The sequence below is a fragment of the Aeromonas sp. QDB54 genome (assembly GCF_027707385.1).
In the GTDB taxonomy this organism is placed as follows: Bacteria; Pseudomonadota; Gammaproteobacteria; order Enterobacterales; family Aeromonadaceae; genus Aeromonas; species Aeromonas hydrophila.
Map to the genome: position 1 here is coordinate 111261 of NZ_JAPCIT010000006.1, position 26144 is coordinate 137404.

Genomic DNA, 26144 nt, shown 5'->3' on the forward strand with positions numbered 1-26144 from the left:
CGGGCATTCTACGTGAAAGCAGACCAGTTTGGCAGCCGAAAGCGGGTAGACTTGGCGCCAGTTTTTCCAGACGAGATGAATTAATGAGAAGAGCAGTGATCACCGGTATCGGCGTCATCTCCAGTATCGGCAACAACAAGGAAGAAGTGCTGGCCTCCCTGAAAGCAGGCAAATCTGGCATCACCTATTCCGAGCAGTTCGAACAGTACAACCTGCGCAGCCGTGTCTGGGGTAACATCAAACTCGACCCGTCTGAACTGATCGACCGTAAAGTCATGCGTTTCATGGGTGATGCAGCGGCTTATGCCTATCTCTCCATGCAACAGGCCATCGAAGACGCCGGTTTGCCGGAAGAGATGGTGTCCAACGAGCGTTCCGGTATCGTGACCGGCTCCGGTGGCGCCTCTGGCAAGAACACCTCCGAGTCTGCGGATATCGCTCGCGAGAAGGGCGTCAAGCGTGTGGGCCCCTACATGGTGCCGCGCACCATGTCCTCCACCACCTCCGCCTGCCTGGCCACCCCGTTCAAGATCAAGGGTGTCAACTACACCATCAGCTCCGCCTGCGCCACCTCTGCCCACTGCATCGGTCACGCTCTGGAACTGATCCAGCTCGGCAAGCAGGACATCGTCTTCGCCGGCGGTGGCGAGGAGCTGGACTGGTCTTCCACCATCCAGTTCGATGCCATGGGCGCCCTGTCCACCAAGTACAACGACACCCCGGAAAAAGCCTCCCGTACCTATGATGCGGATCGCGACGGTTTCGTCATCTCCGGTGGTGGCGGCATCCTGGTGGTCGAGGAGCTGGAACATGCCCTGGCCCGTGGTGCTCACATCTACGCCGAGATCACCGGTTACGGTGCCACTTCCGACGGCTACGACATGGTCGCGCCGAGCGGTGAAGGCGCAGTGCGTTGCATGAAGATGGCGATGCAGGGTGTCGGCAAGGTGGATTACATCAACACCCACGGTACCTCCACTCCGGTCGGTGACACCAAGGAGCTGGAAGCCATCCAGACGCTGTTTGGCAGCAATGCGCCCAAGCTCTCCGCCACCAAGGCCATGACTGGTCATGCCCTGGGTGCTGCCGGCGTGCACGAGGCCGTCTACTCCCTGCTGATGATGGAACACTGCTTCATCGCCCCCAGCATCAACATCGAGACCCTGGACGAGAAGGCCGAAGGCCTGCCCATCGTGCGCGAGTACGAAGAGGCGGATCTCAATACCGTCATGTCCAACAGCTTCGGCTTTGGCGGGACCAACGCCTCCCTGGTGTTCAGCAAGTTCAAGGCTTGATGAGCCCACCATGAGTTGCAAAAAAGGCGCCGCAAGGCGCCTTTTTTATTGGGTGATCGTCAGCCCCGTTGCGGCAGCGGCAGTCGCATGTAGGTCGCACCCTCGCCATATTCGGTGAGGGACTTGCGGGTACTGGCCGGCTGGAAGCCCTGCTTGCGCCAGAAGGCCGGCGCATCCTGCACCGCCACCAGACCGGCGTGCTCAAACCCTTCGTCTGCGGCAAACGCAAGGGCGGTGGCGAGCAGCCGCTGCCCTATGCCCTTGCCGCGGGCCTGCCGTGAGACGGCGAGATCGTGCAGATAGAACTCGTCGTTGCCGGCCAGGCGCTGAATGGGGACGGAGAGCGGCGGTGGCTGGTGGGCGCGCCAGGGGTGGCAGAGCAAATAGCCCAGCACCTGGCCCTGGTGTTCGGCCACCCAGCAGCAGGCGGGGGCCAGTTCGGCCTTGTTGCTCATGACTTCGATGGGCTCAGGATCCAGCTGGTGATAACACTCGTCCTGAATGGCCATGATGGCGGGCCAGTCGTTGGCCCGGGTCGTGCGGATCTTGATCATAGTGGTGGGGCATGGCTGCCCGAAAACGCTGATTAAACAATGGATTCGTCAACCAGCGTACCAGAACCGGGTCATGAACTGAACAGACATCTCCAAATGATGCCTTTTTTGATCAGCGCGCTGCCTGCTTGCTGACGACCTTGATGAGCTGGTAGCGCAGGGAAGGGGCATCTGCCGGCACATCGGTGAGCTGCTGCTTGCTGACGGTCAGCTGATAGCGGTAGCCGGCTTCAAACTGAAAGCCTTCAATCTGCTGATAGAACAGGGTCCAGGGCTGCTGCTCGTCACTGCGCACCTGCATGCACTGCATGGGACCGACACCGACGCAGTGTACCAGCTGGCTGTTGACGTAGAGGGTCTCGCCTGCAGTTGGCGTGGGGGCGCTTTGACAGGCGCTGAGCAGCAGGGCGGCAGCGGCGCTGAGGAACTGTGGTCTCATGATGAACTCCTTCGATGGAAAGGGGGGCATTAGAGCGGCAAATAAAAAGGCGGTCAATGACCGCCTTTGTAACAAAAAATCCGAAACCCGTGACTCAACGCTGGTCGAGCGGGGTGAACTCGCGTTGCGGCTGACCGGTATAGAGCTGACGCGGACGGCCGATCTTCTGATCCGGATCCGAGTGCATTTCGTTCCAGTGGGCAATCCAGCCGATGGTACGGGAGATGGCGAAGATCACGGTGAACATGGACATGGGGATGCCGATGGCCTTCATGATGATGCCGGAGTAGAAGTCCACGTTCGGGTAGAGCTTCTTCTCGATGAAGTAGGGGTCGGAGAGCGCGATGCGTTCCAGCTCCATGGCCACGTCCAGCAGCGGATCCTTGATCTGCAGCTCGGTCAGTACCTCGTGACAGGTTTCGCGCATCACGGTGGCACGGGGATCGTGGTTCTTGTAGACCCGGTGACCGAAGCCCATCAGACGGAACGGATCGTTCTTGTCCTTGGCCTTGGCGATGTACTCGGGAATGCGGTCAACGGAGCCGATCTCCTCGAGCATCTTGAGGCAGGCTTCGTTGGCACCGCCGTGGGCCGGTCCCCACAGGGAGGCGATCCCCGCGGCGATACAGGCAAACGGGTTGGCGCCGGAGGAGCCGGCCAGACGCACGGTGGAGGTGGAGGCGTTCTGCTCGTGGTCCGCATGCAGGGTGAAGATGCGGTCCATGGCGCGTTCGACGATGGGGTTGACCTTGTACTCTTCGGTCGGCACGCCAAACATCATGTGCAGGAAGTTGCCGGCATAGGAGAGGGCGTTACGCGGCTGCATGAACGGCTGACCGATGGAGTACTTGTAGCACATGGCGGCCAGGGTCGGCATCTTGGAGAGCAGACGGAAGGCGCAGATCTCGCGGTGCTCTTCGTTGTTGATGTCGAGGGCATCGTGATAGAAGGCGGAGAGCGCACTGACCACGCCGCACATGACGGCCATGGGGTGGGCATCACGACGGAAGCCGCGGAAGAAGAAGGCAATCTGCTCGTGCACCATGGTGTGGCGGGTGACCAGACGTTCGAATTCCGTGTACTGCGCCTTGGTGGGCGCCTCGCCGTACAGCAGGATGTAGCAGACTTCCAGATAGCTGGCCTGGGTGGCCAACTGGGCGATGGGGTAACCACGGTGCAGCAAGACACCCTGATCGCCATCTATGTACGTAATGGATGATTTGCAAGAACCGGTTGCCATAAAACCGGGGTCGAAGGTGAAGTACCCTTGCGCGCCCAGTTTTCTGACATCGATCACGTCGGGTCCGACAGTTCCTGACAGGATCGGGAGTTCTACCGGGTCTTTACCGGGTAGATGTAGGGTGGCTATCTTATCAGCCATAGCACGTCTCCTTTGCTCTTTTATAATTTGATTCCAGCTCTACTTTATTACGAGTTTGATGACGCTGGCAAAGGTTCTGACCCGTACCAGGGCGGCTGGAGCGCCTTATTTGAAACAGAGTTCAGGGCTGTTGTCAATTTTGCTGGATGATCATTAATGATTTGTTAAATGAGTTGTGAGATCTGGTTTACGGTTTTGGGTTTTCTTTGTAGCTAATTGATTGTCATTGGTTAAGCCCGCCGATATACTGCGCCTCGTGGGTGATGGCTGTCGGTGTTTGAAACGCTTTCGCAAAGCTAGATGTGATATTGAAAATGTTATTTTTGGCTTTCCTGAGTTGTTTTGGTAACAAAAACCTAACAAATGCCACTCCATGCCCTCATAAGCGTGTAAAAACAATAACTAACGTGCTCAATGGAGCTGAGTGGGCAAAGCCGTGAAAAATAAACAGAGACCTGTAAACCTCGACCTACAGACGATCAGCTTTCCTGTCACCGCCATCGCTTCCATCTTGCATCGTGTCTCAGGGGTCATCACCTTTGTGGCGCTCTCAATCTTGCTGTGGATGCTTGGTACTTCACTCGCCTCTCCCGAAGGATTTGAGACCGTGGTGTCCATCATGGACAACTTCCTGGTCAAATTCGTGCTGTGGGGGATCCTGACTGCGCTGGCTTACCACATTGTGGGCGGACTGCGTCACCTGGTCATGGACATGGGCTATTGGGAAGAGCTGGAATCCGGTAATCAGAGTGCCCGCGTGGCCTTCGTGATCACCGCGGTTTTGGCGGTATTGGCGGGGGTACTGGTATGGTAACCAATTCTGCAACCTTCGGGCGCAGCGGCGTTCACGATTACATCCTGATCCGCGCCACCGCCCTCATCATGACCTGTTATGTCCTCTACCTGGTGGGCTTTGTCGCGTTCAACGACATCAGCTACGAGGTGTGGACCGGCTTCTTCGCCAAAACCTTCACCAAGGTGTTCACCCTGTTGGCGCTGCTGTGCGTACTGATCCACGCCTGGATCGGTCTGTGGCAGGTGCTGACCGACTATATCAAGCCGGTGGGGTTGCGCGGTGCGCTGCAATTTGCCCTGGTAGTGGTGCTGTTCGTCTACCTGATGACCGGCTTCGTTGTACTGTGGGGGGTGTAAGGTGACTATTCCAACTCGTGAATTTGATGCGGTGGTGATCGGTGCCGGTGGCGCCGGCATGCGCGCCGCGCTGCAGATTGCCCAATCCGGCAAGAGCTGCGCTCTGTTATCCAAGGTATTCCCGACCCGTTCTCACACGGTTTCTGCCCAGGGCGGGATCACGGTTGCGCTGGGCAATGCCCACGACGACAACTGGCAGTGGCACATGTACGACACCGTCAAGGGCTCCGATTACATCGGTGATCAGGAAGCCATTGAATACATGTGCAAGACCGGCCCCGAGGCCGTTTATGAACTGGAGAACATGGGCCTGCCCTTCTCCCGCTTCGACAACGGCACCGTCTATCAGCGTCCGTTTGGCGGCCAGTCCAAGAATTTCGGTGGCGAGCAGGCGGCCCGTACCGCGGCGGCAGCCGACCGTACCGGTCACGCCCTGCTGCACACCCTCTATCAGCAAAACGTCAAGAACAAGACCACCGTCTTCTCCGAGTGGTATGCGCTGGATCTGGTGAAGAACCAGGACGGCCACATCGTCGGCTGTACCGCCATCGACATGGAGAGCGGTGAAGTCGTCTACTTCAAGGCCAAGGCCACGGTGCTCGCCACCGGCGGCGCCGGGCGCATCTACCAGTCCACCACCAACGCCCATATCAACACCGGTGATGGCGTCGGCATGGCGCTGCGCGCCGGGGTCGGCGTGCAGGACATGGAGTTCTGGCAGTTCCACCCGACCGGCATCGCCGGGGCAGGGGTGCTGGTGACCGAAGGGTGCCGCGGTGAAGGCGGCTACCTGCTCAATAAAGACGGCGAGCGCTTCATGGAGCGTTATGCGCCGAACGCCAAGGATCTGGCCGGTCGCGACGTGGTGGCCCGTTCCATCATGATCGAGATCCGCGAAGGTCGCGGCTGCGACGGTCCCTGGGGCCCGCACATCAAGCTCAAGCTGGATCACCTCGGCAAAGAGGTGCTGGAATCCCGTCTGCCGGGCATCTGCGAGCTCTCTCGCACCTTCGCCCACGTGGATCCGGTCAAAGAGCCCATCCCCATCATTCCGACCTGCCACTACATGATGGGCGGCGTGCCGACCAACGTGAACGGCCAGTGCCTGACCCAGGACAAGGACGGCAACGACGTGCCGGTAGTCGGTCTGTTTGCGGTGGGCGAAATCGCCTGCGTCTCCGTGCACGGTGCCAACCGTCTGGGCGGCAACTCGCTGCTGGACCTGGTGGTATTTGGCCGCGCCGCCGGCATGCACCTGGTCAACACCCTGAGCGAGATGGAGCACGGCCGCGCCGCCTCCGACGCTGATATCGACGCCGCGCTGTCCCGCTTCAATCGTTGGGAAAATTGCCGTGACGGTGAAGATCCGGTGCAGATCCGCAAGGACCTGCAGCGCTGCATGCAGAACAACTTCTCCGTATTCCGGGAAGGCGATGCCATGGCCGAAGGGCTGGCCGAGCTGAAACTCATCCGCGAGCGCCTCAAGAACGCCCGTCTGGACGACACCTCCAAGGAGTTCAACACCCAGCGCATCGAGTGCCTGGAGCTGGACAACCTGATGGAGACGGCCTATGCCACCGCGGTGGCTGCCAACTTCCGTACCGAGAGCCGGGGCGCCCACAGCCGCTTCGATTTCCCGGAGCGTGACGATGAAAGCTGGCTGTGCCACAGCCTCTATCATCCGGACACCGAGTCCATGACCCGTCGCGCTGTCAACATGTCACCCAAGACCCGTGAGGCGTTCCCGCCCAAGGTCCGGACTTACTGATTGCGGAGCTAGCCCTATGAACGTCACATTCTCTGTCTACAGATACAATCCGGATGTTGATAACGTCCCCCATATGAAGGAATATCGTCTTGATATTCCTGAAGGTTCCGACATGATGGTGCTCGACGCACTGATCCAGCTCAAAGAGCTGGATCCCACGCTCGCCTTCCGCCGCTCTTGCCGCGAAGGGGTCTGTGGATCTGACGGTCTCAACATGAATGGCAAGAACGGTCTTGCCTGCATCACCCCGCTCTCCGATCTGCTGAAGAAGGGCAATAACGTCGTTATCCGCCCCTTGCCAGGCCTGCCGGTGATCCGTGATCTGGTGATCGACATGACCCAGTTCTACACCCAGTGGGAGAAGGTCAAACCCTTCCTCATCAACGACGAAAAATTGCCGCCCGTGCGTGAGCACCTGCAATCCCCCGAAGAGCGCGCCAAGCTGGATGGCCTGTACGAGTGTATTCTCTGTGCCTGCTGCTCCACCTCTTGCCCCTCCTTCTGGTGGAACCCGGACAAGTTCATCGGCCCGGCCGGTCTGCTCGCCGCCTATCGCTGGCTGGCGGACAGCCGCGATACCGCTGCTACCGATCGACTGGGTAATCTGGATGACGCCTTCAGCGTGTTCCGTTGCCACGGCATCATGAACTGCGTGAACGTCTGTCCCAAGGGCTTGAACCCGACCAAGGCCATCGGTCAGATCAAGTCGATGCTGCTCAATCGGGCTGTTTAGTATCAGGGCCAGGGCGTCACGCGCCAGGCCCGACCTCTGGATAGCCATCCGTCACCATGGCTGGATGGCTATTTAAACCCTACAAGCTGCGCTGCAGTGAACAAGATGTACAAGGGATAGAAATGCATAACGGCGTGATGAAGGCCTGGTTGGAGTCATCTCACCTGGCTGGTGCGAATGCAAGCTATATTGAGGATTTGTACGAATCCTTCCTGGAAGACCCCGAGTCCGTAGCCGAAGAGTGGCGCAGCCTGTTTAGCTCGCTGCCCCAGGTCAATGGCCATGCGATAGAACAACCTCACTCCCGAGTCCGCGATTATTTCCGTCGCCTGGCCAAGGATCCCTCCCGCTACAGTGCCCCCGTCTCCGATCCGCAAGTGGATGCCAAGCAGGTGCGGGTATTGCAGCTGATCAACGCCTTCCGCTTCCGTGGCCATCAAAACGCCAATCTGGATCCGCTCGGCCTCTGGGCGCGTGAAACCGTTGCCGAACTGGATCCCGCGTTTCACAACCTGCAGGGCGCAGACATGGAGGCCACCTTCAACGTGGGCTCCTACGCCATCGGTCGCGAGACCATGGTGCTTTCCGATTTGTATGCCTCGCTGAAGAAAACCTACTGCGGCAGCATCGGCGCCGACTACATGCACCTCACCTCCACCGAGGAGAAGCGCTGGCTGCAACAGCGTCTCGAATCCATCGAAGGGACGGGGAGCTACACCCTGGAAGAGAAGACCCGCTTCCTCGAGAGCCTGACCGCCGCCGAAGGGCTGGAAAAATACCTGGGCGCCAAATTCCCGGGAGCCAAGCGTTTCTCCCTGGAAGGGGGCGATGCCATGGTGCCCATGCTCAAAGAGCTGATCCGTCGCGCCGGTGAGCAGGGCTGCAAAGAGGCCGTTATCGGCATGGCCCACCGTGGCCGTCTCAACGTGCTGATCAACGTGCTGGGCAAGCGCGCCCAGGACCTGTTCGACGAGTTTGCCGGCAAACACGGCGAATCCTGGGGCACGGGTGACGTGAAGTACCACATGGGCTTCTCGTCCGACTTCGCCACCCCGGGCGGCAACGTCCACCTGGCGCTCGCCTTCAACCCGTCTCACCTCGAGATCGTCAACCCTGTGGTCATCGGCTCGGTCCGTGCCCGTATGGACCGCCGTGGTGACAAGGACGGCTCGACCGTACTGCCTATCACCATCCACGGCGACTCGGCCATGGCCGGTCAGGGCGTGGTGGCCGAGACCTTCAACATGTCCCAGACCCGTGCCTATGGCGTGGGCGGGACGGTGCGCATCGTCATCAACAACCAGGTGGGTTTCACCACCTCTTACATCCGTGACCTGCGCTCTACCGAATATTGCACCGACATCGCCAAGGCGGTGCAGGCCCCCGTGCTGCACGTCAACGGTGATGACCCGGAAGCCGTGGTGCTGGTGACCCAGATTGCGCTGGATTACCGCAACACCTTCAAGCGCGACGTGGTGATCGAGCTGGTCTGCTACCGTCGTCACGGTCACAACGAGGCCGACGAGCCGAGTGCGACCCAGCCGCTGATGTACCAGAAGATCAAACAGCACCCGACCCCGCGCAAGATCTACGCCGACCAGCTGGTGGCGGAAGGCTGCATCAGTCAGGAGCTGGCCACTACCCTGGTCAACGAATATCGCGAGACCCTGGATCGCGGTGAACGGGTGAGCAAGGAGTGGCGTCCGATGGAGCTGCACTCCGTCGACTGGACCCCTTATCTCGGTCACGACTGGGCCATGGCTTATGACAGCACAGTGCCGATGGATCATCTGAAGTCCCTCGGCGAGCGGATCAGCCAGTACCCGGCCACCCACGTGCTGCAGCGCCAGGTCGAGAAGATCTACGAAGACCGTCGCCTGATGGCCGCCGGCGAGAAGCTGCTGGACTGGGGCTTTGCCGAGACCCTGGCCTACGCCACCCTGGTGGACAAAGGCTCGCGCATCCGCTTCACCGGTGAAGACTCCGGCCGTGGCACCTTCTTCCACCGCCACGCCGTGCTGCACAGCCAGACCGATGCCAGCACCTACACCCCGCTGTGCAACCTGCACGACGAACAGGGCCCGTTCGAGGTGTACGACTCGGTGCTGACCGAGAACGCGGTACTGGCGTTTGAATATGGCTACGCCAGCGCCGAGCCGGCCGGCCTCACCATCTGGGAAGCCCAGTTCGGTGACTTCGCCAACTGTGCCCAGGTGGTGGTGGATCAGTTCCTCTCTTCCGGCGAGCAGAAGTGGGGCCGGATGTGCGGCCTGACCATGCTGCTGCCGCACGGCTACGAAGGGCAGGGCCCGGAGCACTCCTCCGCCCGTCTGGAGCGCTATCTGCAAATGTGTGCCCAGCACAACATGCAGGTGTGCGTGCCCTCTACCCCGGCGCAGGTGTTCCACATGCTGCGTCGCCAGGTGGTGCGCCCGATGCGCCGTCCGCTCATTGTGATGACGCCCAAATCCCTGCTGCGCCACCCGCTGGCGGTGAGCAAGCTCGAAGAGCTGGCCGAAGGCACCTTCCAGAACGCCATCGGCGAGATCGATGCGCTGGATCCGAAGGGCGTCAAGCGCGTGGTGTTCTGCTCCGGCAAGGTCTACTACGACCTGCTCGATGCCCGTCGCAAGGCCGAGCAGCAAGATGTGGCGCTGGTGCGAATTGAGCAGCTCTACCCCTTCCCGGAAGAGGAAGTGCGCGCCATCCTGGCAGACTATGCCCACGTCACCGACTTTGTCTGGTGTCAGGAAGAGCCGCAGAACCAGGGCGCCTGGTACTGCACCCGTCATCACTACGACAGCGTGCTGCCAAGCCATGCCCGTCTGCGTTATGCCGGTCGCCCGGCGTCGGCTTCACCGGCCGTCGGTTACATGTCAGTCCACGCCAAGCAGCAAAAAGCCCTGGTGGAAGACGCGCTGACCCTGGAATAAACCCGTTGCGAAGGAGAGGGCACGTCGTTGCGCCGACCCTCTCCGACTCTGGAACAAGCCTGCTGGCCAAGAAGTAACAAGGAACTGATTAGATGACTATCGAGATCAAAGTACCGGACCTGCCGGAATCAGTGGCGGATGCCACCATCGCCACCTGGCACAAGAAACCGGGTGATCTGGTTGCCCGTGATGAAGTGCTGGTCGACATCGAGACCGACAAGGTCGTGCTGGAAGTGCCGGCGCCGGAAGCCGGCGTGCTGGGCGACATCCTGCAAAGCGAAGGCGCGACCGTGCTCTCCCGCCAGCTGATCGCCATGCTCAAGCCTGCCCCGGTGGCCGGTGAAGAGACCAAGGAGAAGCCGGTTGAAGTGGTGGCCGATGACGCTGCCGATGGTCTGAGCCCCTCCGTGCGCCGCCTGGTGGCCGAGCATGACATCGACGTCGCCAAGCTGACCGGTACCGGCAAGGGCGGTCGCGTCACCAAGGAAGACGTGGAAGCCTTCATCAAGGGTGGCAACAAGCCTGCCGCCGCCCCGGTTGCCGCTGCAGCCCCGGCTGCACCGGTCGCCCCGCTGGCCGGTCGCACCGAGAAACGCGTGCCCATGACCCGTCTGCGCAAGCGCATCGCCGAGCGTCTGCTGGAGGCCAAGAACACCACCGCCATGCTGACCACCTTCAACGAGATCAACATGGCGCCCATCATGAAGCTGCGCAAGCAGTACGGCGAGATCTTCGAGAAGAAGCACGGCATCAAGCTCGGCTTCATGTCCTTCTACGTGAAGGCGGTGGTGGAATCCCTCAAGCGCTACCCGGAAGTGAACGCGGCGCTGGACGGTGACGACATCGTCTACCACAACTACTTCGACGTCAGCATCGCCGTCTCCACCCCCCGTGGTCTGGTGACCCCGGTGCTGCGTGACTGCGACAACATGAGCCTGGCCGACATCGAGAAGGCCATCAAAGACCTGGCCGGCAAGGGCCGTGACGGCAAGCTGACCGTGGATGAACTGACCGGCGGCAACTTCACCATCACCAACGGTGGCGTGTTTGGCTCCCTGATGTCCACCCCGATCATCAACCCGCCCCAGAGCGCCATTCTGGGCATGCACAAAATCCAGGACCGCCCCATGGCCGTCGACGGCAAGGTCGAGATCCTGCCGATGATGTACCTGGCGCTCTCCTACGATCACCGCATCATCGACGGCCGCGAGTCGGTGGGCTTCCTGGTCTCCATCAAGGAGCTCTTGGAAGATCCGACCCGTCTGCTGCTGGACGTCTAAAGACATCGGCCGGACCGGCAAGCCTTCGGCTTGACGGCTCGCGCCACAAGCTTGCTGCCGGACTTCCCGTTCGGCGGCAAGCGGGGGCCAAGCCGGCCTCGACGGAACGTCTGAGTGAAAGTGAAATTAGAAAGATAACGAGGGGCCGCCTTGGCCCCTTTCACAGGGGATTGAGAAACACGAGCCCCGGACGGAAATACCTACAACACGGATAGAGCATCTATGAATCTGCATGAATATCAGGCAAAACAGCTGTTTGCCGAGTATGGCCTGCCGGTCTCCGAAGGTTATGCCTGTGCCACCCCGCAGGAAGCGGCCGAAGCGGCCGACAAGATTGGCGGCAACACCTGGGTCGTCAAGTGCCAGGTCCACGCCGGTGGCCGCGGTAAAGCGGGCGGCGTCAAGCTGGCCAAGAGCAAGGACGAGATCCGTGCCTTCGCCCAGAACTGGCTCGGCAAGAACCTGGTGACCTATCAGACTGACGCCAACGGTCAGCCGGTTACCAAGATCCTGGTGGAATCTTGCACCGACATCGCCAAGGAGCTCTATCTGGGCGCCGTGGTTGACCGTGGCTCTCGCCGCGTGGTCTTCATGGCCTCTACCGAAGGTGGCGTGGAGATTGAGAAAGTCGCCCACGAAACCCCGGAACTGATTCACAAAGCCGCCATCGATCCGCTGGTTGGTCCGCAGCCTTATCAGGCCCGCGAGCTGGCCTTCAAACTGGGTCTGGTTGGCGAGCAGATCAAGCAGTTCACCAAGATCTTCATGGGTCTGGGCCAGATGTTCCTGGACTGCGACTTCGCCCTGCTGGAAATCAACCCGCTGGTGATCACCGCTCAGGGCAACCTGCACTGCCTGGACGGCAAGATCAACATCGATGCCAACGCCCTGTACCGTCAGCCCAAGCTGCGCCAGATGCACGATCCATCCCAGGATGACCCCCGCGAAGCGCACGCCGCCCAGTGGGAGCTGAACTATGTGGCGCTCGATGGCAACATCGGTTGCATGGTCAACGGCGCAGGTCTGGCCATGGGCACCATGGACATCGTCAACCTGCACGGCGGTTCACCGGCCAACTTCCTGGACGTCGGCGGCGGCGCCACCAAGGAGCGGGTGACCGAGGCGTTCAAGATCATCCTCTCCGACAGCAAGGTACAAGCCGTGCTGGTCAACATCTTCGGTGGCATCGTGCGCTGCGACATGATCGCGGAAGGCATCATCGGCGCCGTCAAGGAAGTGGGGGTGAAAGTGCCCGTGGTGGTGCGTCTGGAAGGCAACAATGCCGAACTGGGTGCCCGTAAACTGGCCGACAGCGGCCTCAATATCATCGCCGCAACGAGTCTGACTGACGCAGCTCAGCAAGTGGTAAAAGCAGCGGAGGCCAAATAATGAGCGTTCTGATCAACAAAGACACCAAGGTGATCTGCCAGGGCTTTACCGGCGGTCAGGGCACTTTCCACTCCGAACAGGCGATTGCCTACGGTACCCAGATGGTCGGCGGCGTCTCCCCGGGCAAGGGTGGCACTACCCACCTGGGCCTGCCGGTGTTCAACACAGTCCGTGACGCCGTGGAAGCCACCGGCGCCACTGCCTCCGTCATCTATGTGCCGGCCCCGTTCTGCAAGGACGCGATCCTGGAAGCCATCGATGCCGGCATCAAGCTCATCGTCACCATCACCGAAGGCATCCCGACTCTGGACATGCTGGACGTCAAGGTGAAGCTGCAGGAAACCGGCGTACGGATGATCGGCCCCAACTGCCCGGGCGTCATCACCCCGGGTGAATGCAAGATCGGCATCATGCCAGGCCACATCCACAAGCCGGGCAAGGTGGGCATCGTCTCCCGCTCCGGCACCCTGACCTATGAAGCGGTCAAGCAGACCACGGACGAGGGCTTCGGCCAGTCCACCTGCGTCGGCATCGGTGGCGACCCCATCCCGGGTTCCAACTTCATCGACATCCTGGAGATGTTCCAGAATGACCCGCAGACCGAAGCCATCGTGATGATCGGCGAGATCGGCGGCAATGCCGAGGAAGACGCGGCGGCCTACATCAAGGCCCACGTCACCAAGCCGGTGGTCTCCTACATCGCGGGCGTCACCGCCCCGGCAGGTAAGCGCATGGGTCATGCGGGCGCCATCATCGCCGGTGGTAAAGGCACCGCGGCCGAGAAATTTGCCGCCCTGGAAGATGCCGGCGTGAAAACCGTGCGCTCCCTGGCCGATATCGGCAAAGCCCTGCGTGAAGTGACCGGCTGGTAATTTCTTCCGGTCCGTTATCTCTGATTAAAATGCCGCCCAATGGGCGGCATTTTTATTTCTAATGATTTGACATTATTATCTGTTCTCGTGAATTTAAGAATGCTTTTCTATTTTGGTAAAGAGGATATATGGAAATTTCATTGCTTGCGGATAGTCCGCATGAAGTATCGACAATCGTCGACTGGTATTTCGATGAATGGGCCTCTCATGTGCCCGGTGTTACGAAAGAGATGGTACGTAGAAAGGTTGAAAGCATAGCTCTAAATAGAAACTTTCCATTTAGCTTGGTTGCACATGACGATAGAGAACTGGTTGGAACATTGGAGCTGAAAATTCAGGAAAATAAAAACCACCCTGAATATGAGTTCTGGATTGGTGGTGTCTATGTTCCTGCTGCACACCGTAGAAAAGGCATTGCCAAAAAAATGATTAATGTCGCCAGGGACATGGCCGTTTCCCGTGGTGTTGCGACACTCTACTTGCAGTGCGAAACACATAACGTTGACTTCTATCGTGAACAAGGCTTCAACGCAATACATGAATCAAATCATGGTCACTGGGAAACGACTATCATGGTATGGCACGCGGCTGTATAAAAATGGTTTATAGGGGAGGTCGCAAGATTGGTTACATTTGGCCTACCTGATTGTGAGAGTTTGCTGTAATTGGCCATTCGTATTGAATGGCTCGTAAACTACAAGCCTGTGTTTGAGACCGTATTGTTCGAGTCAACGTTGCGATTTACCACGGAAGTTTGCCTGTTTCCAAGCAAATAAAATCCCGTGAATTAACATCATCACGCTCGATCATGTCAACCAGTCTGCTTGCGGATTGCTCCGGTGTCAGCGTCGCATCGGCAGGGGCCATTTCGGTGAGCAGTGCCCCGGGGTGGACCGAGATCACTTTAATACCCATGCTTTCCAAATCATCCGCCATGCAGAGTGACAACATATTCTGGGCCGCCTTCGCAATGCGATAAGAGAAAGAGCACTTAATTCCCTTGGTTGCGCCTGCTGCTTGCATGTTCAATGATCCTCTCCTTGAACTTATATTGACGATCAAGGATGGTTGCATTCTATTTGCATGGCTCAGCAGGGCGTTGACGGTAGAAAGAGCACCGACACAGTGCGTTTTAAATTCATAAATGAGTTGGTCGCCTGTGCTGCGTTTGGTATCTATACCCGGAGTGCCAGCGGAGCCAGCATTATTTATGACAATATTTATCTCCGTGTTCTCTATAAATTCGGAAAGCTGTGCCTCATAGTTTTTATGAGTTACATCAGCAACAAGCACAGAGACTCCAGGGTATGTAGCCGTCAGCATGTCATAGGCATTGACAGTTCTGACAACCGCATAAACCTGATACTTGTACTCATAAAAAGTTTGGACGAGTGCCAGCCCTAATCCTCTGCTTGCCCCCGTTATCAATACTGCCTTCATCACACCATCCATTAATCCATATGGCCAGTTTATGTTCATCCGCAGGTTCGAATAGCAGAGCATATTCGGATCTGCGGGGGAGGCTAGTATGCCACAGCTATTTCCGCCCATCAGTGGGTAGAAATGACAGCCGTTAGATGGAGATCTAACAACCTGATTATCTGGATGGGATCACATGAATCGTCGGTAATCGCATCGACCTCATACGATAGGCAAAACCTCCACCAACCTTGAAAAATCGGGCCATAGGGCGTATAACCACGCGCTTGTCAGTGTATTGAGTGAGCCAACTTTTATGCAGCAGAGTGAACCCGTGCAGAACGCCCCCTTTTGGCAGGTAAAAAGCCTGCAACAGATGACCATGATGGAGTGGGAGTCCCTGTGCGACGGCTGCGGCAAGTGCTGCCTGAACAAGCTGATCGACGAGGACACCGAGGAGCTGGTGTTCACCAACGTGGCCTGCAACCTGCTCAATACCAAGACCTGCCAGTGCTCCGACTACGGCAACCGCTTTAAAAAAGAGCCGGACTGCCTGCAGATCACCCACGACAAGATTGCCGAATATGACTGGCTGCCTTCTACCTGTGCCTATCGCCTGCTGGCGGAGGGGCAGAGTCTGCCAGAGTGGCATCCGCTTATCACCGGCAGCCGCAGCGCCATGCACCAGGCCGGTCAGTCGGTGCGCGGCAAGGTGGTGCACGAAGTGGATGCCGGCGACTGGATCGATCACATCATTACCTGGGCCAGCTAACGCCAGGCCTGTCTATCGGGCCAGTCGCAAGCCGTACCAACTGCGAAGGGGCAGGGGAGTCATCACTCTCTTGCCCCTTCGGCTTTCTGGCTCCTTACAAAGCGCTGTGAAGGCGCCTATTTATCGGCCTTGCCCGCCGCATCGGCAAGTTTGGCCAGCTGTTTTTCATACCAGGCCACCGAGCGGTTTTCATCTTCCGCCCGCTCCTTGCGCCGGATGGCATTGCGCACCGCCATGGCCCCCAGCCAGCGAAACGGCTCGGGCGGGAAGTAGCCGCGCGGGCCGCTGACCAGCGCGCAGTCGCGCCACGGCTTGTCCTCCTCCCGCACTTCATCGCGCACCAAGGCCGCCAGGATCTGGCCGCCGATCCAGCTCTGTGCCACCCCGTTGCCGGAATAGCCGAGGCCATAGACGATATTGGGCTGCCCTCGCCAGTGGCCGAAGAAGGGGAGGCCATCTACCGAGCGGTCGGAGGCGCCGCACCAGCTGGCGGCGATGGGCACCTCTTTGAGCGCCGGAAAGAAGCGGCGCAGGGTGCGGGTGAGGGGGGCAAGATAACGGCTCGGCGCATCGAACTCGGCCAGATGGCGGTTGGCAAAGGCGAAGGTGTTGCCCCCCTTGCCCAGCATCAGCCGCCCTTGCGGGGTGGAGCGGTAGTAGTGGACAAAGGTGCGGCCATCCACCACGGAGCGGCCGTGCGCAAGCTGCTGGGCAGCCAGTGCATCCGGCGCGGGGTCGGTTATCACCATGTCGGAGGAGACCAGCACGATACTGCGGCGAAACTCGCGAAAGTGCTGCACCATGGCGCTGTTGAGGGCCAGCACCACCTTGCGGGCACATACCTCACCTTGCGGCGTTTGCACCCGTGCAGGCTGGCCTGCCTCAAGCCGCTGCATGGGGGAGTGCTCATAGACCTCGACCCCCAGCTCCCGCGCCACCCGCAGCAGGCCGCGCACCAACAGTGCCGGTTGCACCGAACCCGCGTGGGGACTGTAGAGCCCCTCCAGATGAACGTGGGAGCCGCTCTGACTCGCCAGTTCATCCTCTTCAATCGCCTGCCACTGGTTAAGGTCGGCTCGCTGTAGCTCCCGTAATACCGGCTCCATCAGGCCGCGCTGCGCCTCGCTGGTGGCGGTGTAACAGGTGCCCTCGACCCTCAGCTGTGCCTCTATGTTGTGCGTTTCGCAGAAGCGTGCAATCTCGTGTACCGCCTGCTCGGATCCTTGCACCAGCCAGGCGGCCTGCTGCTCGCCAAAGAGGCGCTTTAAGGTCAGGTATTTGGCCGACCAGGTGAGCAGGCAGCCGCCGTTGCGCCCGGAGGCACCGCTGCCGCAGCGATCTTTCTCCAGCACCATGATGCGCAAGTGTGGCTCGACCTGTTTAAGGGCGATGGCGCTCCACAGCCCGGTAAAGCCGCCACCGACGATGCAGACATCGACCTCGTGGTGGCCGACGAGGGGCGTGGGCGGCACGGGCTGTTCGGCGGCGAGCGCTTCGGCCAGCCAGAAGGGGAGAGTGGACATGATGACTCCTCGACAAGGTTATGGGTGGCGCCAGCGCTGGGTGCGATCCAGCAGGGTGCGGCTCAAAAAGAGCTGGAGCAGCTTGACGGTGGCGGCGGCCAGCAGGATCAGGGTGGCCATGGAGGCGAGCACGCTGTCGCTCGAATAGAGGAAGATCACCGCCGAGGTGGTGGTCATGGCGTTGACGAACAGATAGATGAAGATTTCCAAGAGCGCTGGCAGGGAGGCGGGCAGGGTGACCCGCCAGAACGCCTTCCAGAGCGGAATGCGCAATGAGATGGCCACCAGCTCCAGCTCCTTGGGCAACTGCTTGAGGCTGGTCAGCGCCGTCATATGGCCCACCGTGTAGTAGTGGATGACGCAGGAGAGCACCATCAGCGGCAGAGTGCCATAGAGAGTGCCAAAGAGCGGATTGCCGTTGAAAAAGAAGATGTAACCCAGCCCCAGCACCATGCCGGGTACCGCCAGCGACAGCATGGCGAGCAGATGCAGCAACTGGCGCAGCGGCGCGAAGTGGCGCCCCTTCTCCTGTGCCCAGGCCAGCACCATCACCAGCACGGTACCGATAAGCGCGGTATAGAGGCCCAGCTGCAAGGTGTTGGTAAAGGGCTGCCAGCCATAGACACTGTTGCTGTCAAAGGCGTAGTGATCCAGCGTCAGCCCGAGGTTGTAGGGCCAGAACTGCACTAGGGAGCCGTAAACGGCCATACCCACCAGCGCCAGAAACAGCAGTGCCCAGAGCGTGCACCAGCCGAGCGCCAGCAGATCCCGCAGCCGATGGGGCGTGGGGCGATAGGGCACCGCCTTGGTGCTGCTCTGCTCCTGCATCTTGCTGCGCACCCTGTGCTCCAGCGCAAAGCTCAAGAGCGCCGGCAGCAGCAGGGTGACGCTGGCAACGGCGCCCAGCGAGAAGTTCTGCATCCCGATCACCTGTCGGTAGATGTCGGTGGCCAGCACGCTGTACTGGCCGCCAATCACCTTGGCCACCCCGAAGTCGCAGATGGTGAGGGTGAAGACGGCGATGGCGGCGCTGAGCAGGCCATAGCGGGCGGTGGGCAGGGTGACGGTGACAAAGGTGCGCCAGCCGCGGCTGCCGAGCACCCGGGAGGCTTCATAGAGGCGAGCATCGCTCTGGCCCAGCGCCGTGATAAGGATCATCAGGGCGTGGGGGAAGCACCAGAAGCCCAGACCGATGACGATGCCGATGGGGCCGTAGATGCTCTCGCCGCCGAGCAGCCCCTTGGCAACTCCCTGATTGCCAAACCAGTAGACCAGACTGATGGCGGGCAGCAGGGAGGGCATCAACAGCGGAATAAGACCGATGAGGCGAAACAGGGGCTTGCCCGGCATGCAGGTGCGGGTGAGGGCATAGGCGTAGCCAAAGGCGATGGTTACCACCAGCGCGGTGATCAGCACCCCGAGCCAGAGGGTGTTGCCGATGGTGCGCCCCAGATGAGGGGAGTCGAAATAGGCGCTGAAATTGGCAAGCCCCACCCAGAGGCCGTTCTCATCCTGCAGGCTCTTTTGCAGCATGGTGAGCAGTGGCAGCAAGAGGCCCCCCACCAGTAGAGCGATGCCGAGCAGAAGCAGGATCAGTTGCAGCAGCTGATCCCGGCTCCAGCCGCGACAAAGCCGCTGCCAGCGGGCGTCTTGCCGGGCTGGCGCTGGCGGCAACAGGGAGGAGGTCGTGAGGGGGGCTGTCATGGGCGATCTCCTTCAAACAGCTGCATCGCCCCGGCGGGCCAGTGCAGCGAGCAGCGCATGCCGCTGCGCCAGCCACCCTGTTCGTGGCGGGGCAGCTCGTGGGTCGGGCGCTCCACCAGGATCTGCTGCGGGCCCAGATAGGTGTCGGCGGTGCAGATAAGGCGCTGGGCTGCGCCGAGAAACTCCACCTGATCAATCTGTGCGTCGATGCCGTGCTGCCCAAGAGACAGCTCGCTCGGCGCACTCAGGGTGATCGCCTCGGGGCGGATCGCCACCTGCAATTTGCTGCCGGCCGCGGCCCGGTTGGCAAGTGTCAGCGGCTGCTCGTTAAGGCGCACCTGAGTGGGACTCAGCACCAGGGTCTCGAGGAAGTTCATGGTGCCGACAAAGCTTGCCACGAAGCGGCTGGCAGGCTGGTGGTAGATCGCCTGCGGGGTGCCCACCTGCACGATGCGGCCGCCCTCCATCACCACGATGCGATCGGCCATGGTCAGCGCCTCTTCCTGATCGTGGGTCACCATGATGGTGGTGATGCCAAGGCGCTGCTGCAGGGCGCGAATCTCGCTGCGAAGGTGGGTGCGCACCAGCGCATCCAGCGCACTGAGCGGTTCGTCCAACAGCAAGAGGCCAGGGGATAGGGCCAGTGCCCGGGCCAACGCCACCCGCTGCTGCTGGCCGCCGGAGATCTGGCTTGGGTATTTGTGGGACTGGGCCGTGAGATCCACCAGTCCCAGCCAGTGATCGACCCGCTCCTTGATGAGATCCCGTGCCAGCCTTTGATTCTCAAGGCCGAAGGCGATGTTCTGGGCCACCGTCAGGTTGGGAAAGAGGGCATAGGACTGAAACACGATGCCAAAGTCGCGCTGCTGGGGCGGCAGCTGGGAGATATTGCGCCCTCCTTGCCAGATCTCGCCACTGTCCGGCAGATCCAGCCCGGCGATGGCTCTGAGCAAGGTGGTCTTTCCGCAGCCTGAGGGGCCGAGAAAGCAGATAAACTCCCCCGGCTCAATGGTCAGAGAGATCCCCTTGAGGGCCTGAAAAGCACCGAACTGCTTGTTGAGATGTTGAATGTCCAGATAGGGCTGGGTCATGGTTCGACTCGCTACTGATTTGGTATATACCAGTTTACGGGCAAAATGTGACGGTCAGGTGATCGGGGGATGACAGCTTGATGACCGTCAGATGACATCGGGTCGCCAGCAAGTGGCTTGGTCGCTTGTAGATGGGTTAGGTGCCACCCATTGAGAACGACACAAACAGGGGAGGAGATGCCAAAAAGCGAAGGCCAACTTGAGTTGGCCTTCGGCAATGAATGGGTCGATGGCGACGTGCTGCCATCGCACAAACCAGCCCTCAGCGGGATTACTGCTTGGCTTCGGTCTTGCCGTCGAAGCTGGCGCTCCACTGGGCCAGGATGGCGTTGCGCTCGCGGGCAGCCCAGCCAAAGTCGTTGTCGATCATCTGGCCCTTGATGTTGGCAGGATAACCGGCTCTGGGCTTGGCCACATCCGGGATGGCAACCACTGCGAAGGACTTGTTGTAGAGGGCGTTGGCCTGTTCGGTGGCGGCAAAGTCGAGCAGCTGTTTGGCGGCCTCCAGCTTGGGGGTGCCCTTGATGATGGCGGCGGCTTCCATATCCCAGCCCGAACCCTCTTTCGGGAACACCACCTCGATGGGGGCCCCCTTGGCCTTGAGGCTGGTGGCCGGGAAATCGAAGGAGATACCGATCACCGTCTCGCCGCTGGCGGCCAGCTTGCAGGGGGCGGAGCCCGAGTGTGTGTAACGGTCGATGTTTTGGTGCAGGCCGTTCATAAATTGCCAGCCCTGCTGTTCGCCCATGGTCTGCAGCCAGCCCGCAACGCTCAGGTAACCGGTGCCGGAGGAGCTGGGGTTGGGCATGATCACCTTGCCCTTGTAGATGGGCTTGGTGAGGTCGGCCCAGCTGGTAGGAGCCGGGATCCCCTGTTTCTCGGCCTCTACCTTGTTGAAGCAGATGGCGCTGAAAAAGGCGTCCAGACCGATCCAGTGCGGCTCGGCCTTGCTGTCGCGAAAGCGGCTGTCGAGCTTCTCCAGTCCTTTCGGTGCATAGGCATTGAGCATCTGCTGCTGATCGAGCTGCATCAGGCTGGTGGCCGCCAGTCCCCATACCACATCCGCCTTGGGCTGGGCCTTTTCTGCCAGCAAGCGGGCGGTGACCACGCCGGTGGAGTCACGCACCCACTTGATGTTGATATCCGGATGCTGGCGCTCGAACGCGGTTTTCAGCTCGCCGAGCTGCTCCGGTTCGAAGGCGGTGTAGACGGTGAGATCGGTGGCGGCCAGTGCCGGGGCTGTCGTGGTGGCCAGCACGGCGGCGGCCAGCAGATGGGTTCCCTGTTTCATCCTCTTCTCCATATAAGTTGGCTTGGTATAAACCAGATTGGTCGAGAGAGAGGCTAGGGGATCTTTATGACGTGACCGTGACGGCCCCGTGACGTTTTGCCGTCCTGATTTGTCCGTGACTAATCCTGGGTATCCACCTCGATCTCCAGACTGTCGTGGCGCCAGTACTCCAGATCGAAGTCGAGCACCCGACCGTGCTGATCGAAGTTGAGTCGCTCGAGGCGCAGGGCGGGCAGACCGGCGGTGGCCCCCAGCGCCTTGGCCACTTCGTCCGGCAGGGCGGTGGGGAAGAAGCGCACCTGCATGCGGGCGTAGTGGAGATCGTAATGGGCCTGGTAGATTTCGGTCAGACTGCCGTTGAGAGCCAGCTCCAGCAGGCCGGGTACCCGCTCGGGCAGGCAGTGGTTCTCGCAGTAGCAGATGGCACGCCCGTTGGCGTAGCGCAGCCGCTTGAGCAGAAACAGGCTGTCGAACGGCTTGAGCTGCAACTGTGCCATCAGCGCGGGCGGCACCGCCTGACGGCTTTTCTCCAGCAACTCGGTGCGCGGCTCGCCCCCTTGCTCCCTCACTATCTGGTGAAAGTTGGAGGTGCGTCTGGGGTTCAAGCGAAAGCGCGGCGGGGTGACGAACCAGCCACGGCGATCCTCCCGATAGATAAGGCCGTTTGCCTCCAGTTGCACCAGTGCCTCGCGAATGGTGACCCTTGTGGTGCCATAGAGTTCCCCCAGCAACCGCTCGGAGGGGAGCTTGTCGTTGGGGGCCAGACCCCCCGCCAGGATCTGGTTGGCGAGGGCATCCTTGATCTGCAGGTATTGCGGTTTGCTCATGAAAATCCTTAGTTATGCAATGAGTGTGCAATGAGTTGGGCAATGGGCTGGGCACAGGGCTGGTCATTTGCCCGGTGGTTAAACGGCGACATCAAAATGCACTGGTAGATACCAGTGTGGCCCCTGTTGTTCAGGCTTCCTAGATTATCGCGATCCCGCCGCTGAAAATGAATTTTTTGTTGCACGTAACGCCACCCCTTTGACCTTGGCGGGGCAGTTACCCACAATGCGCTCATTCTGGTATATACCAAAAGGAGCGAAGTCATGACCCATATTCCTGCGGCCCCTGCCGCCGTCGATTACCTGCTGCTGACCCCGGGCCCTCTCTCGACCACCGCCACGGTGCGCGCCGCCATGCTGCAAGACAGCTGCACCTGGGATGCGGACTACAACCTGGGTGTGGTAGAGCCCATCCGCCGCGAGCTGGTGCGCCTCGCCACTGGCCCGGAATATGAGAGCGACTACAGCGCCGTGCTGCTGCAGGGGAGCGGCAGCTATGTGGTGGAGAGCGTGCTGGGCTCGGCGATAGGTGTCGATGAGTGTCTGCTGATCATCAACAACGGCGCCTACGGTGCCCGCATGGGGGAGATGGCCCGCTGCCTTGACCTGCGCCACCATGAGTTCGACTGCGGCGAGACAACCCGCCCCGAACCCGCCGCCATCGAGGCGATGTTGGCACGCCACCCCGAGATCACCCACTTGGCCATGGTGCACTGCGAGACCACCACCGGCATGCTCAACCCCCTTGAGGAGGTGGCTGCGCTCTGCCAGCGCCGCGGCATTCGCCTTATCGTCGATGCCATGAGCAGCTTTGGCGGTATCCCCATCGACATGGGGCGCCTTGGCATCGAGTTTCTCATCAGCTCGGCCAACAAGTGCATTCAGGGGGTACCGGGCTTTGGCTTCGTCATCGCCCGCCGCGTGGCGCTCACGGCCAGCGCCGGTCGCGCCCGCTCGGTCTCCCTCGACCTGCACGCCCAGTGGCAGACCATGGAGCTGCAGGGGGGCAAGTGGCGCTTTACCTCGCCCACCCATACCGTGCTCGCCTTTGCCCAGGCCCTGCGCGAGCTGGACGAAGAGGGGGGCATTGCCGCCCGTCATCGGCGCTACTGCGACAATCAGCGCACCCTAGTGGATGGCATGGCCGCCCTTGGCTTTGCGCCGCTGCTGCCAGAAAAATGGCAGTCTCCCATCATCACCGCCTTCTACTCTCCGGCCCACCCGGACTACCGTTTTGCCGACTTCTACCAGCGGCTCAAGGCGCAGGGCTTTGTCATCTATCCGGGCAAGGTCTCTCAGGCCGACTGCTTTCGCATCGGCAATATCGGTGACGTGACGCCAGCGCGGGTGCGCTGCTTGCTCGCCGCCATGGCCAGCGCCTGCTACTGGCAAGGGGACGCGCGATGACCAGTATGCTGGCTCACGGTTGCGATCTGCGTAGCTGCGATTTGCATGACCATAAGCTGCACGGCAGCGGTCGCGCCGACAGCGAAGGGGATATCAACCTCGGCGAGGGGCGCTCACGCTGGTGGGCGGGTCAAAACGAAGATGTACAGGCCGGATTGGCGGAGGATAGCCGCTACTTTCTCCATCAGGCGCTCTCCACCCCCTGTCTGGATCTGCTTGAGGGGGCGCAGGGGAGCTGGCTGACCAGCGTATCGGGCAAGCGTTACCTCGATTTTCACGGCAACAGCGTTCATCAGCTGGGCCACGGTCACCCCAGGGTGGTGGCCGCGGTGCAGCAGCAACTCGCCGATCTGCCGTTTGCGCCACGCCGCTACACCCATCAGGTTGCCATCGACTGTGCCCGCATCTTGGCCGAGCTGGCCCCCGGCGATCTTAACCGGGTGCTGTTTGCCCCCGGTGGCAGCGAGGTGGTGGGGATTGCCCTGAAGCTTGCCCGCTTTATTACCGGCAACAGCAAGGTGGTGTCGCTGTGGGATGCCTTTCACGGCGCCTCCCTCGATGCCATCTCGGTTGGCGGCGAAGCCTGTTTTCGCGCCGGCATGGGCCCGCTGATGGCCGGAGTGGAGCGCATCCCGCCCCCCACCCGCTATCGCGGTGTCTGGTATCGAGGCGAGGGGGATGATCTGCACTACGCCGATTATCTGGAGTACGTCATCGAGAAGGAGGGGGGGATCGGCGCCTTTATCGCCGAGCCCATCCGCAACACCGACGTGCAGGTGCCCTCGAAGGCCTACTGGCAGCGGGTGCGGGAGATCTGCGATCGCCACAAGGTGCTGCTGATCGTCGACGAGATCCCCAACGCCCTGGGGCGCACCGGCCACTGGTTCAGCTTCGAGGAGTTCGGCATCGAGCCCGACATCATCTGCCTTGGCAAGGGGCTGGGGGGCGGGGTGGTGCCGTTTGCCGCGCTCATCACCCGCGACCGTTTCAATCAGGCGGCAGCCATCTCGCTCGGTCACTACACCCACGAGAAGAGCCCCATCGGCTGCGCGGCGGCTCTCGCCACTATAGAGACAATCCGCGAAGCGGGATTGTTGGCAAAAGCGCAGGAGGATGGCCGCTTTATGGCGCGCGAGCTCGCGGTGCTTGCCGAGCGTCACCCGCTGATCGGGCAGGTGCGCGGCATTGGTCTTTTGTGGGCGCTCGATCTGGTAGTCGATCACCAGAGTCGCACCCGTAATAGCCAGGCCGCCGAGCGGCTGCTCTACCGCTGTCTGGAGCTGGGGCTCAGCTTTAAGGTTTCCCAGGGCAATGTCATCCAGCTCTCGCCGCCGCTCAATATCGCCCGCGCCGATCTGGTGCGCGCTATCACCATTCTCGATCGTGCCCTTGGCGAGATCGCACTTTCACCGAAACAGGAACATCACCATGACTGACTTGCAAATTGCCATCCAGCCGGCCACCGACGTAGAGGCGCTGATCCTCGATTGGGCTGGTACGGTTGTCGATTTCGGCTCCTTCGCCCCCACCTCCATCTTCGTCGAGGCCTTCGCCCGCGCCTATGACTTTGCTGTGACTCTGGATGAGGCGCGCCAGCCCATGGGGCTGGGCAAGTGGGATCATATCGCCGCGCTGGGCCGCCTGCCTTCGGTGGATGCGCGTTGGCAGGCCCGCTTCGGCCACCCCATGAGCCAGGCCGAGGTGGACCACCTTTATCACACCTTTATGCCGCTGCAGATTGCCGCCGTGACCCGCTTTGCTGCCCCCATCCCCGGTGTGCTGCCGGTGCTGGATGGGCTGCGAGCACAAGGGCTGCGGATCGGCTCCTGCTCCGGTTACCCCCGTCCGGTGATGGAGGCGCTGGTACCTGCTGCGGCCGCTCACGGCTATCGCCCGGATCACTGGGTCGCCACCGATGACCTCAAAGCCGGTGGTCGCCCCGGCCCCTGGATGGCGTTGGCCAACGTGATTGAGCTGGGAGTGAGCGCGGTGCATCGCTGTATCAAGGTGGATGACGCCGTGCCGGGTATCAGCGAAGGGTTGAACGCGGGCATGTGGACAGTGGGATTGTCGGTCTCCGGCAACGAATTTGGTGCCACCTGGGAAGCGTTTTCCGCCATGGGCGAAGCCGAGATCGCAGCCCGACGTGCACCGGCCGAGGCCAAACTGCGGGCGGTGGGGGCGCACTACGTTATCGACACTCTGGCGGATATCGCCCCGGTTATCGCCGATATCAACCGCCGCCTAGCGGCAGGAGAGCGGCCCTGAACAAGGCGGGATAAGAGGAGAGGAGTGCCGGCCTTGCCGGCAGGTT

General features: G+C 60.7%; 23 protein-coding genes. 14 read left to right on the forward strand and 9 right to left on the reverse strand.

The annotated features are described in order from the left end of the window. The first annotated feature begins 83 nt into the window (after positions 1 to 83). Positions 84 to 1295 carry a beta-ketoacyl-ACP synthase I gene (fabB, locus tag PG881_RS07795; protein ID WP_270799076.1) on the forward strand — a complete coding sequence of 404 codons (1212 nt, stop codon included), beginning with the start codon at positions 84 to 86 and terminating at the stop codon, positions 1293 to 1295. Between the two features lie 59 nt (positions 1296 to 1354). On the opposite strand, the gene PG881_RS07800 is transcribed toward fabB, so the two are convergent. The 3 genes from PG881_RS07800 to PG881_RS07810 form a co-directional block, all read right to left on the reverse strand. Beyond that, complete coding sequence (locus PG881_RS07800; RefSeq protein WP_029301085.1) at positions 1355 to 1849, reverse strand: GNAT family N-acetyltransferase; 495 nt, start codon at positions 1847 to 1849, stop codon at positions 1355 to 1357. Between the two features lie 112 nt (positions 1850 to 1961). Next, positions 1962 to 2288 carry a DUF4377 domain-containing protein gene (locus PG881_RS07805; RefSeq protein WP_270799079.1) on the reverse strand — a complete coding sequence of 109 codons (327 nt, stop codon included), beginning with the start codon at positions 2286 to 2288 and terminating at the stop codon, positions 1962 to 1964. A gap of 94 nt (positions 2289 to 2382) precedes the next feature. Then, positions 2383 to 3669 carry a citrate synthase gene (locus PG881_RS07810; RefSeq protein WP_005300205.1) on the reverse strand — a complete coding sequence of 429 codons (1287 nt, stop codon included), beginning with the start codon at positions 3667 to 3669 and terminating at the stop codon, positions 2383 to 2385. Positions 3670 to 4093: 424 nt separating this feature from the next. Between PG881_RS07810 and sdhC the strand changes: the two genes are divergently transcribed. From sdhC to PG881_RS07855, 9 genes are all read left to right on the forward strand, one after another. Continuing rightward, a complete protein-coding gene (gene sdhC, locus PG881_RS07815; RefSeq protein ID WP_011705795.1) occupies positions 4094 to 4483 on the forward strand; it encodes a succinate dehydrogenase cytochrome b556 subunit in 390 nt (129 codons plus the stop codon). Continuing rightward, on the forward strand, positions 4477 to 4821 hold the full coding sequence (sdhD, locus tag PG881_RS07820; RefSeq protein WP_011705796.1) for a succinate dehydrogenase, hydrophobic membrane anchor protein: 345 nt from the start codon (positions 4477 to 4479) through the stop codon (positions 4819 to 4821). Before sdhC ends, sdhD begins: the two co-directional genes overlap by 7 nt. 1 nt (position 4822) lies before the next feature. Continuing rightward, entirely contained in the window at positions 4823 to 6589 is a 1767-nt protein-coding gene (sdhA, locus tag PG881_RS07825) for a succinate dehydrogenase flavoprotein subunit (protein ID WP_011705797.1), read from the forward strand. A gap of 16 nt (positions 6590 to 6605) precedes the next feature. Next, entirely contained in the window at positions 6606 to 7322 is a 717-nt protein-coding gene (locus tag PG881_RS07830; RefSeq protein ID WP_011705798.1) for a succinate dehydrogenase iron-sulfur subunit, read from the forward strand. A gap of 122 nt (positions 7323 to 7444) precedes the next feature. Then, on the forward strand, positions 7445 to 10255 hold the full coding sequence (sucA, locus tag PG881_RS07835; protein ID WP_270799082.1) for a 2-oxoglutarate dehydrogenase E1 component: 2811 nt from the start codon (positions 7445 to 7447) through the stop codon (positions 10253 to 10255). A 92-nt stretch (positions 10256 to 10347) separates the two neighbouring features. Next, on the forward strand, positions 10348 to 11535 hold the full coding sequence (gene odhB, locus PG881_RS07840; RefSeq protein ID WP_146061808.1) for a 2-oxoglutarate dehydrogenase complex dihydrolipoyllysine-residue succinyltransferase: 1188 nt from the start codon (positions 10348 to 10350) through the stop codon (positions 11533 to 11535). Between the two features lie 222 nt (positions 11536 to 11757). After that, positions 11758 to 12924 carry an ADP-forming succinate--CoA ligase subunit beta gene (gene sucC, locus PG881_RS07845; RefSeq protein WP_016350506.1) on the forward strand — a complete coding sequence of 389 codons (1167 nt, stop codon included), beginning with the start codon at positions 11758 to 11760 and terminating at the stop codon, positions 12922 to 12924. After that, positions 12924 to 13796, forward strand: coding sequence for a succinate--CoA ligase subunit alpha (sucD, locus tag PG881_RS07850; RefSeq protein ID WP_005300222.1), 873 nt, complete (start codon positions 12924 to 12926; stop codon positions 13794 to 13796). The genes sucC and sucD overlap by 1 nt, the downstream gene beginning before the upstream one ends. A gap of 128 nt (positions 13797 to 13924) precedes the next feature. Beyond that, positions 13925 to 14392 (forward strand): GNAT family N-acetyltransferase, encoded by a 468-nt coding sequence (locus PG881_RS07855; RefSeq protein WP_135354320.1) that lies wholly within the window; start codon positions 13925 to 13927, stop codon positions 14390 to 14392. Between the two features lie 145 nt (positions 14393 to 14537). Here the strand turns inward: PG881_RS07855 and PG881_RS07860 are convergent, their stop codons facing one another. Then, positions 14538 to 15236: an SDR family NAD(P)-dependent oxidoreductase gene (locus PG881_RS07860; protein WP_197918148.1), complete on the reverse strand. Its 699-nt coding sequence runs from the start codon at positions 15234 to 15236 to the stop codon at positions 14538 to 14540. 295 nt (positions 15237 to 15531) lie between these two features. On the opposite strand from PG881_RS07860, the gene PG881_RS07865 reads away from it, so the two are divergent. After that, positions 15532 to 15987 carry a YcgN family cysteine cluster protein gene (locus PG881_RS07865; RefSeq protein WP_045525058.1) on the forward strand — a complete coding sequence of 152 codons (456 nt, stop codon included), beginning with the start codon at positions 15532 to 15534 and terminating at the stop codon, positions 15985 to 15987. 116 nt (positions 15988 to 16103) lie between these two features. Here PG881_RS07865 and PG881_RS07870 read toward each other — a convergent pair whose 3' ends face one another. From PG881_RS07870 to phnR, 5 genes are all read right to left on the reverse strand, one after another. After that, positions 16104 to 17510 (reverse strand): FAD-dependent oxidoreductase, encoded by a 1407-nt coding sequence (locus PG881_RS07870; RefSeq protein WP_270799093.1) that lies wholly within the window; start codon positions 17508 to 17510, stop codon positions 16104 to 16106. Between the two features lie 18 nt (positions 17511 to 17528). Then, on the reverse strand, positions 17529 to 19214 hold the full coding sequence (locus PG881_RS07875; RefSeq protein ID WP_270799095.1) for a putative 2-aminoethylphosphonate ABC transporter permease subunit: 1686 nt from the start codon (positions 19212 to 19214) through the stop codon (positions 17529 to 17531). After that, positions 19211 to 20305: a putative 2-aminoethylphosphonate ABC transporter ATP-binding protein gene (locus tag PG881_RS07880; RefSeq protein ID WP_270799097.1), complete on the reverse strand. Its 1095-nt coding sequence runs from the start codon at positions 20303 to 20305 to the stop codon at positions 19211 to 19213. Before PG881_RS07880 ends, PG881_RS07875 begins: the two co-directional genes overlap by 4 nt. A gap of 271 nt (positions 20306 to 20576) precedes the next feature. Further along, positions 20577 to 21596 (reverse strand): putative 2-aminoethylphosphonate ABC transporter substrate-binding protein, encoded by a 1020-nt coding sequence (locus PG881_RS07885; protein WP_270799099.1) that lies wholly within the window; start codon positions 21594 to 21596, stop codon positions 20577 to 20579. A gap of 119 nt (positions 21597 to 21715) precedes the next feature. Continuing rightward, positions 21716 to 22423 carry a phosphonate utilization transcriptional regulator PhnR gene (gene phnR, locus PG881_RS07890; RefSeq protein WP_270799101.1) on the reverse strand — a complete coding sequence of 236 codons (708 nt, stop codon included), beginning with the start codon at positions 22421 to 22423 and terminating at the stop codon, positions 21716 to 21718. 264 nt (positions 22424 to 22687) lie between these two features. Here phnR and phnW point away from each other — a divergent pair, with 264 nt between their 5' ends. The 3 genes from phnW to phnX are packed head-to-tail and all read left to right on the forward strand — an operon-like array spanning position 22688 to position 26098. Further along, positions 22688 to 23830 (forward strand): 2-aminoethylphosphonate--pyruvate transaminase, encoded by a 1143-nt coding sequence (gene phnW / locus PG881_RS07895; protein ID WP_270799103.1) that lies wholly within the window; start codon positions 22688 to 22690, stop codon positions 23828 to 23830. Further along, positions 23827 to 25266, forward strand: coding sequence for an aspartate aminotransferase family protein (locus tag PG881_RS07900; RefSeq protein WP_270799105.1), 1440 nt, complete (start codon positions 23827 to 23829; stop codon positions 25264 to 25266). Before phnW ends, PG881_RS07900 begins: the two co-directional genes overlap by 4 nt. Next, on the forward strand, positions 25259 to 26098 hold the full coding sequence (phnX, locus tag PG881_RS07905) for a phosphonoacetaldehyde hydrolase (protein WP_270799107.1): 840 nt from the start codon (positions 25259 to 25261) through the stop codon (positions 26096 to 26098). The genes PG881_RS07900 and phnX overlap by 8 nt, the downstream gene beginning before the upstream one ends. Positions 26099 to 26144: the final 46 nt, after the last annotated feature.

Excerpts from the sequence above, each read along its gene's own strand:
- fabB (WP_270799076.1), top strand. The coding sequence starts at position 84 with ATGAGAAGAGCAGTGATCACCGGTATCGGCGTCATCTCCAGTATCGGC.
- PG881_RS07800 (WP_029301085.1), bottom strand. The coding sequence starts at position 1,849 with ATGATCAAGATCCGCACGACCCGGGCCAACGACTGGCCCGCCATCATG.
- PG881_RS07805 (WP_270799079.1), bottom strand. The coding sequence starts at position 2,288 with ATGAGACCACAGTTCCTCAGCGCCGCTGCCGCCCTGCTGCTCAGCGCC.
- PG881_RS07810 (WP_005300205.1), bottom strand. The coding sequence starts at position 3,669 with ATGGCTGATAAGATAGCCACCCTACATCTACCCGGTAAAGACCCGGTA.
- sdhD (WP_011705796.1), top strand. The coding sequence starts at position 4,477 with ATGGTAACCAATTCTGCAACCTTCGGGCGCAGCGGCGTTCACGATTAC.
- PG881_RS07830 (WP_011705798.1), top strand. The coding sequence starts at position 6,606 with ATGAACGTCACATTCTCTGTCTACAGATACAATCCGGATGTTGATAAC.
- sucA (WP_270799082.1), top strand. The coding sequence starts at position 7,445 with ATGCATAACGGCGTGATGAAGGCCTGGTTGGAGTCATCTCACCTGGCT.
- odhB (WP_146061808.1), top strand. The coding sequence starts at position 10,348 with ATGACTATCGAGATCAAAGTACCGGACCTGCCGGAATCAGTGGCGGAT.
- sucC (WP_016350506.1), top strand. The coding sequence starts at position 11,758 with ATGAATCTGCATGAATATCAGGCAAAACAGCTGTTTGCCGAGTATGGC.
- sucD (WP_005300222.1), top strand. The coding sequence starts at position 12,924 with ATGAGCGTTCTGATCAACAAAGACACCAAGGTGATCTGCCAGGGCTTT.
- PG881_RS07855 (WP_135354320.1), top strand. The coding sequence starts at position 13,925 with ATGGAAATTTCATTGCTTGCGGATAGTCCGCATGAAGTATCGACAATC.
- PG881_RS07860 (WP_197918148.1), bottom strand. The coding sequence starts at position 15,236 with ATGAAGGCAGTATTGATAACGGGGGCAAGCAGAGGATTAGGGCTGGCA.
- PG881_RS07865 (WP_045525058.1), top strand. The coding sequence starts at position 15,532 with ATGCAGCAGAGTGAACCCGTGCAGAACGCCCCCTTTTGGCAGGTAAAA.
- PG881_RS07870 (WP_270799093.1), bottom strand. The coding sequence starts at position 17,510 with ATGTCCACTCTCCCCTTCTGGCTGGCCGAAGCGCTCGCCGCCGAACAG.
- PG881_RS07875 (WP_270799095.1), bottom strand. The coding sequence starts at position 19,214 with ATGACAGCCCCCCTCACGACCTCCTCCCTGTTGCCGCCAGCGCCAGCC.
- PG881_RS07880 (WP_270799097.1), bottom strand. The coding sequence starts at position 20,305 with ATGACCCAGCCCTATCTGGACATTCAACATCTCAACAAGCAGTTCGGT.
- PG881_RS07885 (WP_270799099.1), bottom strand. The coding sequence starts at position 21,596 with ATGAAACAGGGAACCCATCTGCTGGCCGCCGCCGTGCTGGCCACCACG.
- phnR (WP_270799101.1), bottom strand. The coding sequence starts at position 22,423 with ATGAGCAAACCGCAATACCTGCAGATCAAGGATGCCCTCGCCAACCAG.
- phnW (WP_270799103.1), top strand. The coding sequence starts at position 22,688 with ATGACCCATATTCCTGCGGCCCCTGCCGCCGTCGATTACCTGCTGCTG.
- PG881_RS07900 (WP_270799105.1), top strand. The coding sequence starts at position 23,827 with ATGACCAGTATGCTGGCTCACGGTTGCGATCTGCGTAGCTGCGATTTG.
- phnX (WP_270799107.1), top strand. The coding sequence starts at position 25,259 with ATGACTGACTTGCAAATTGCCATCCAGCCGGCCACCGACGTAGAGGCG.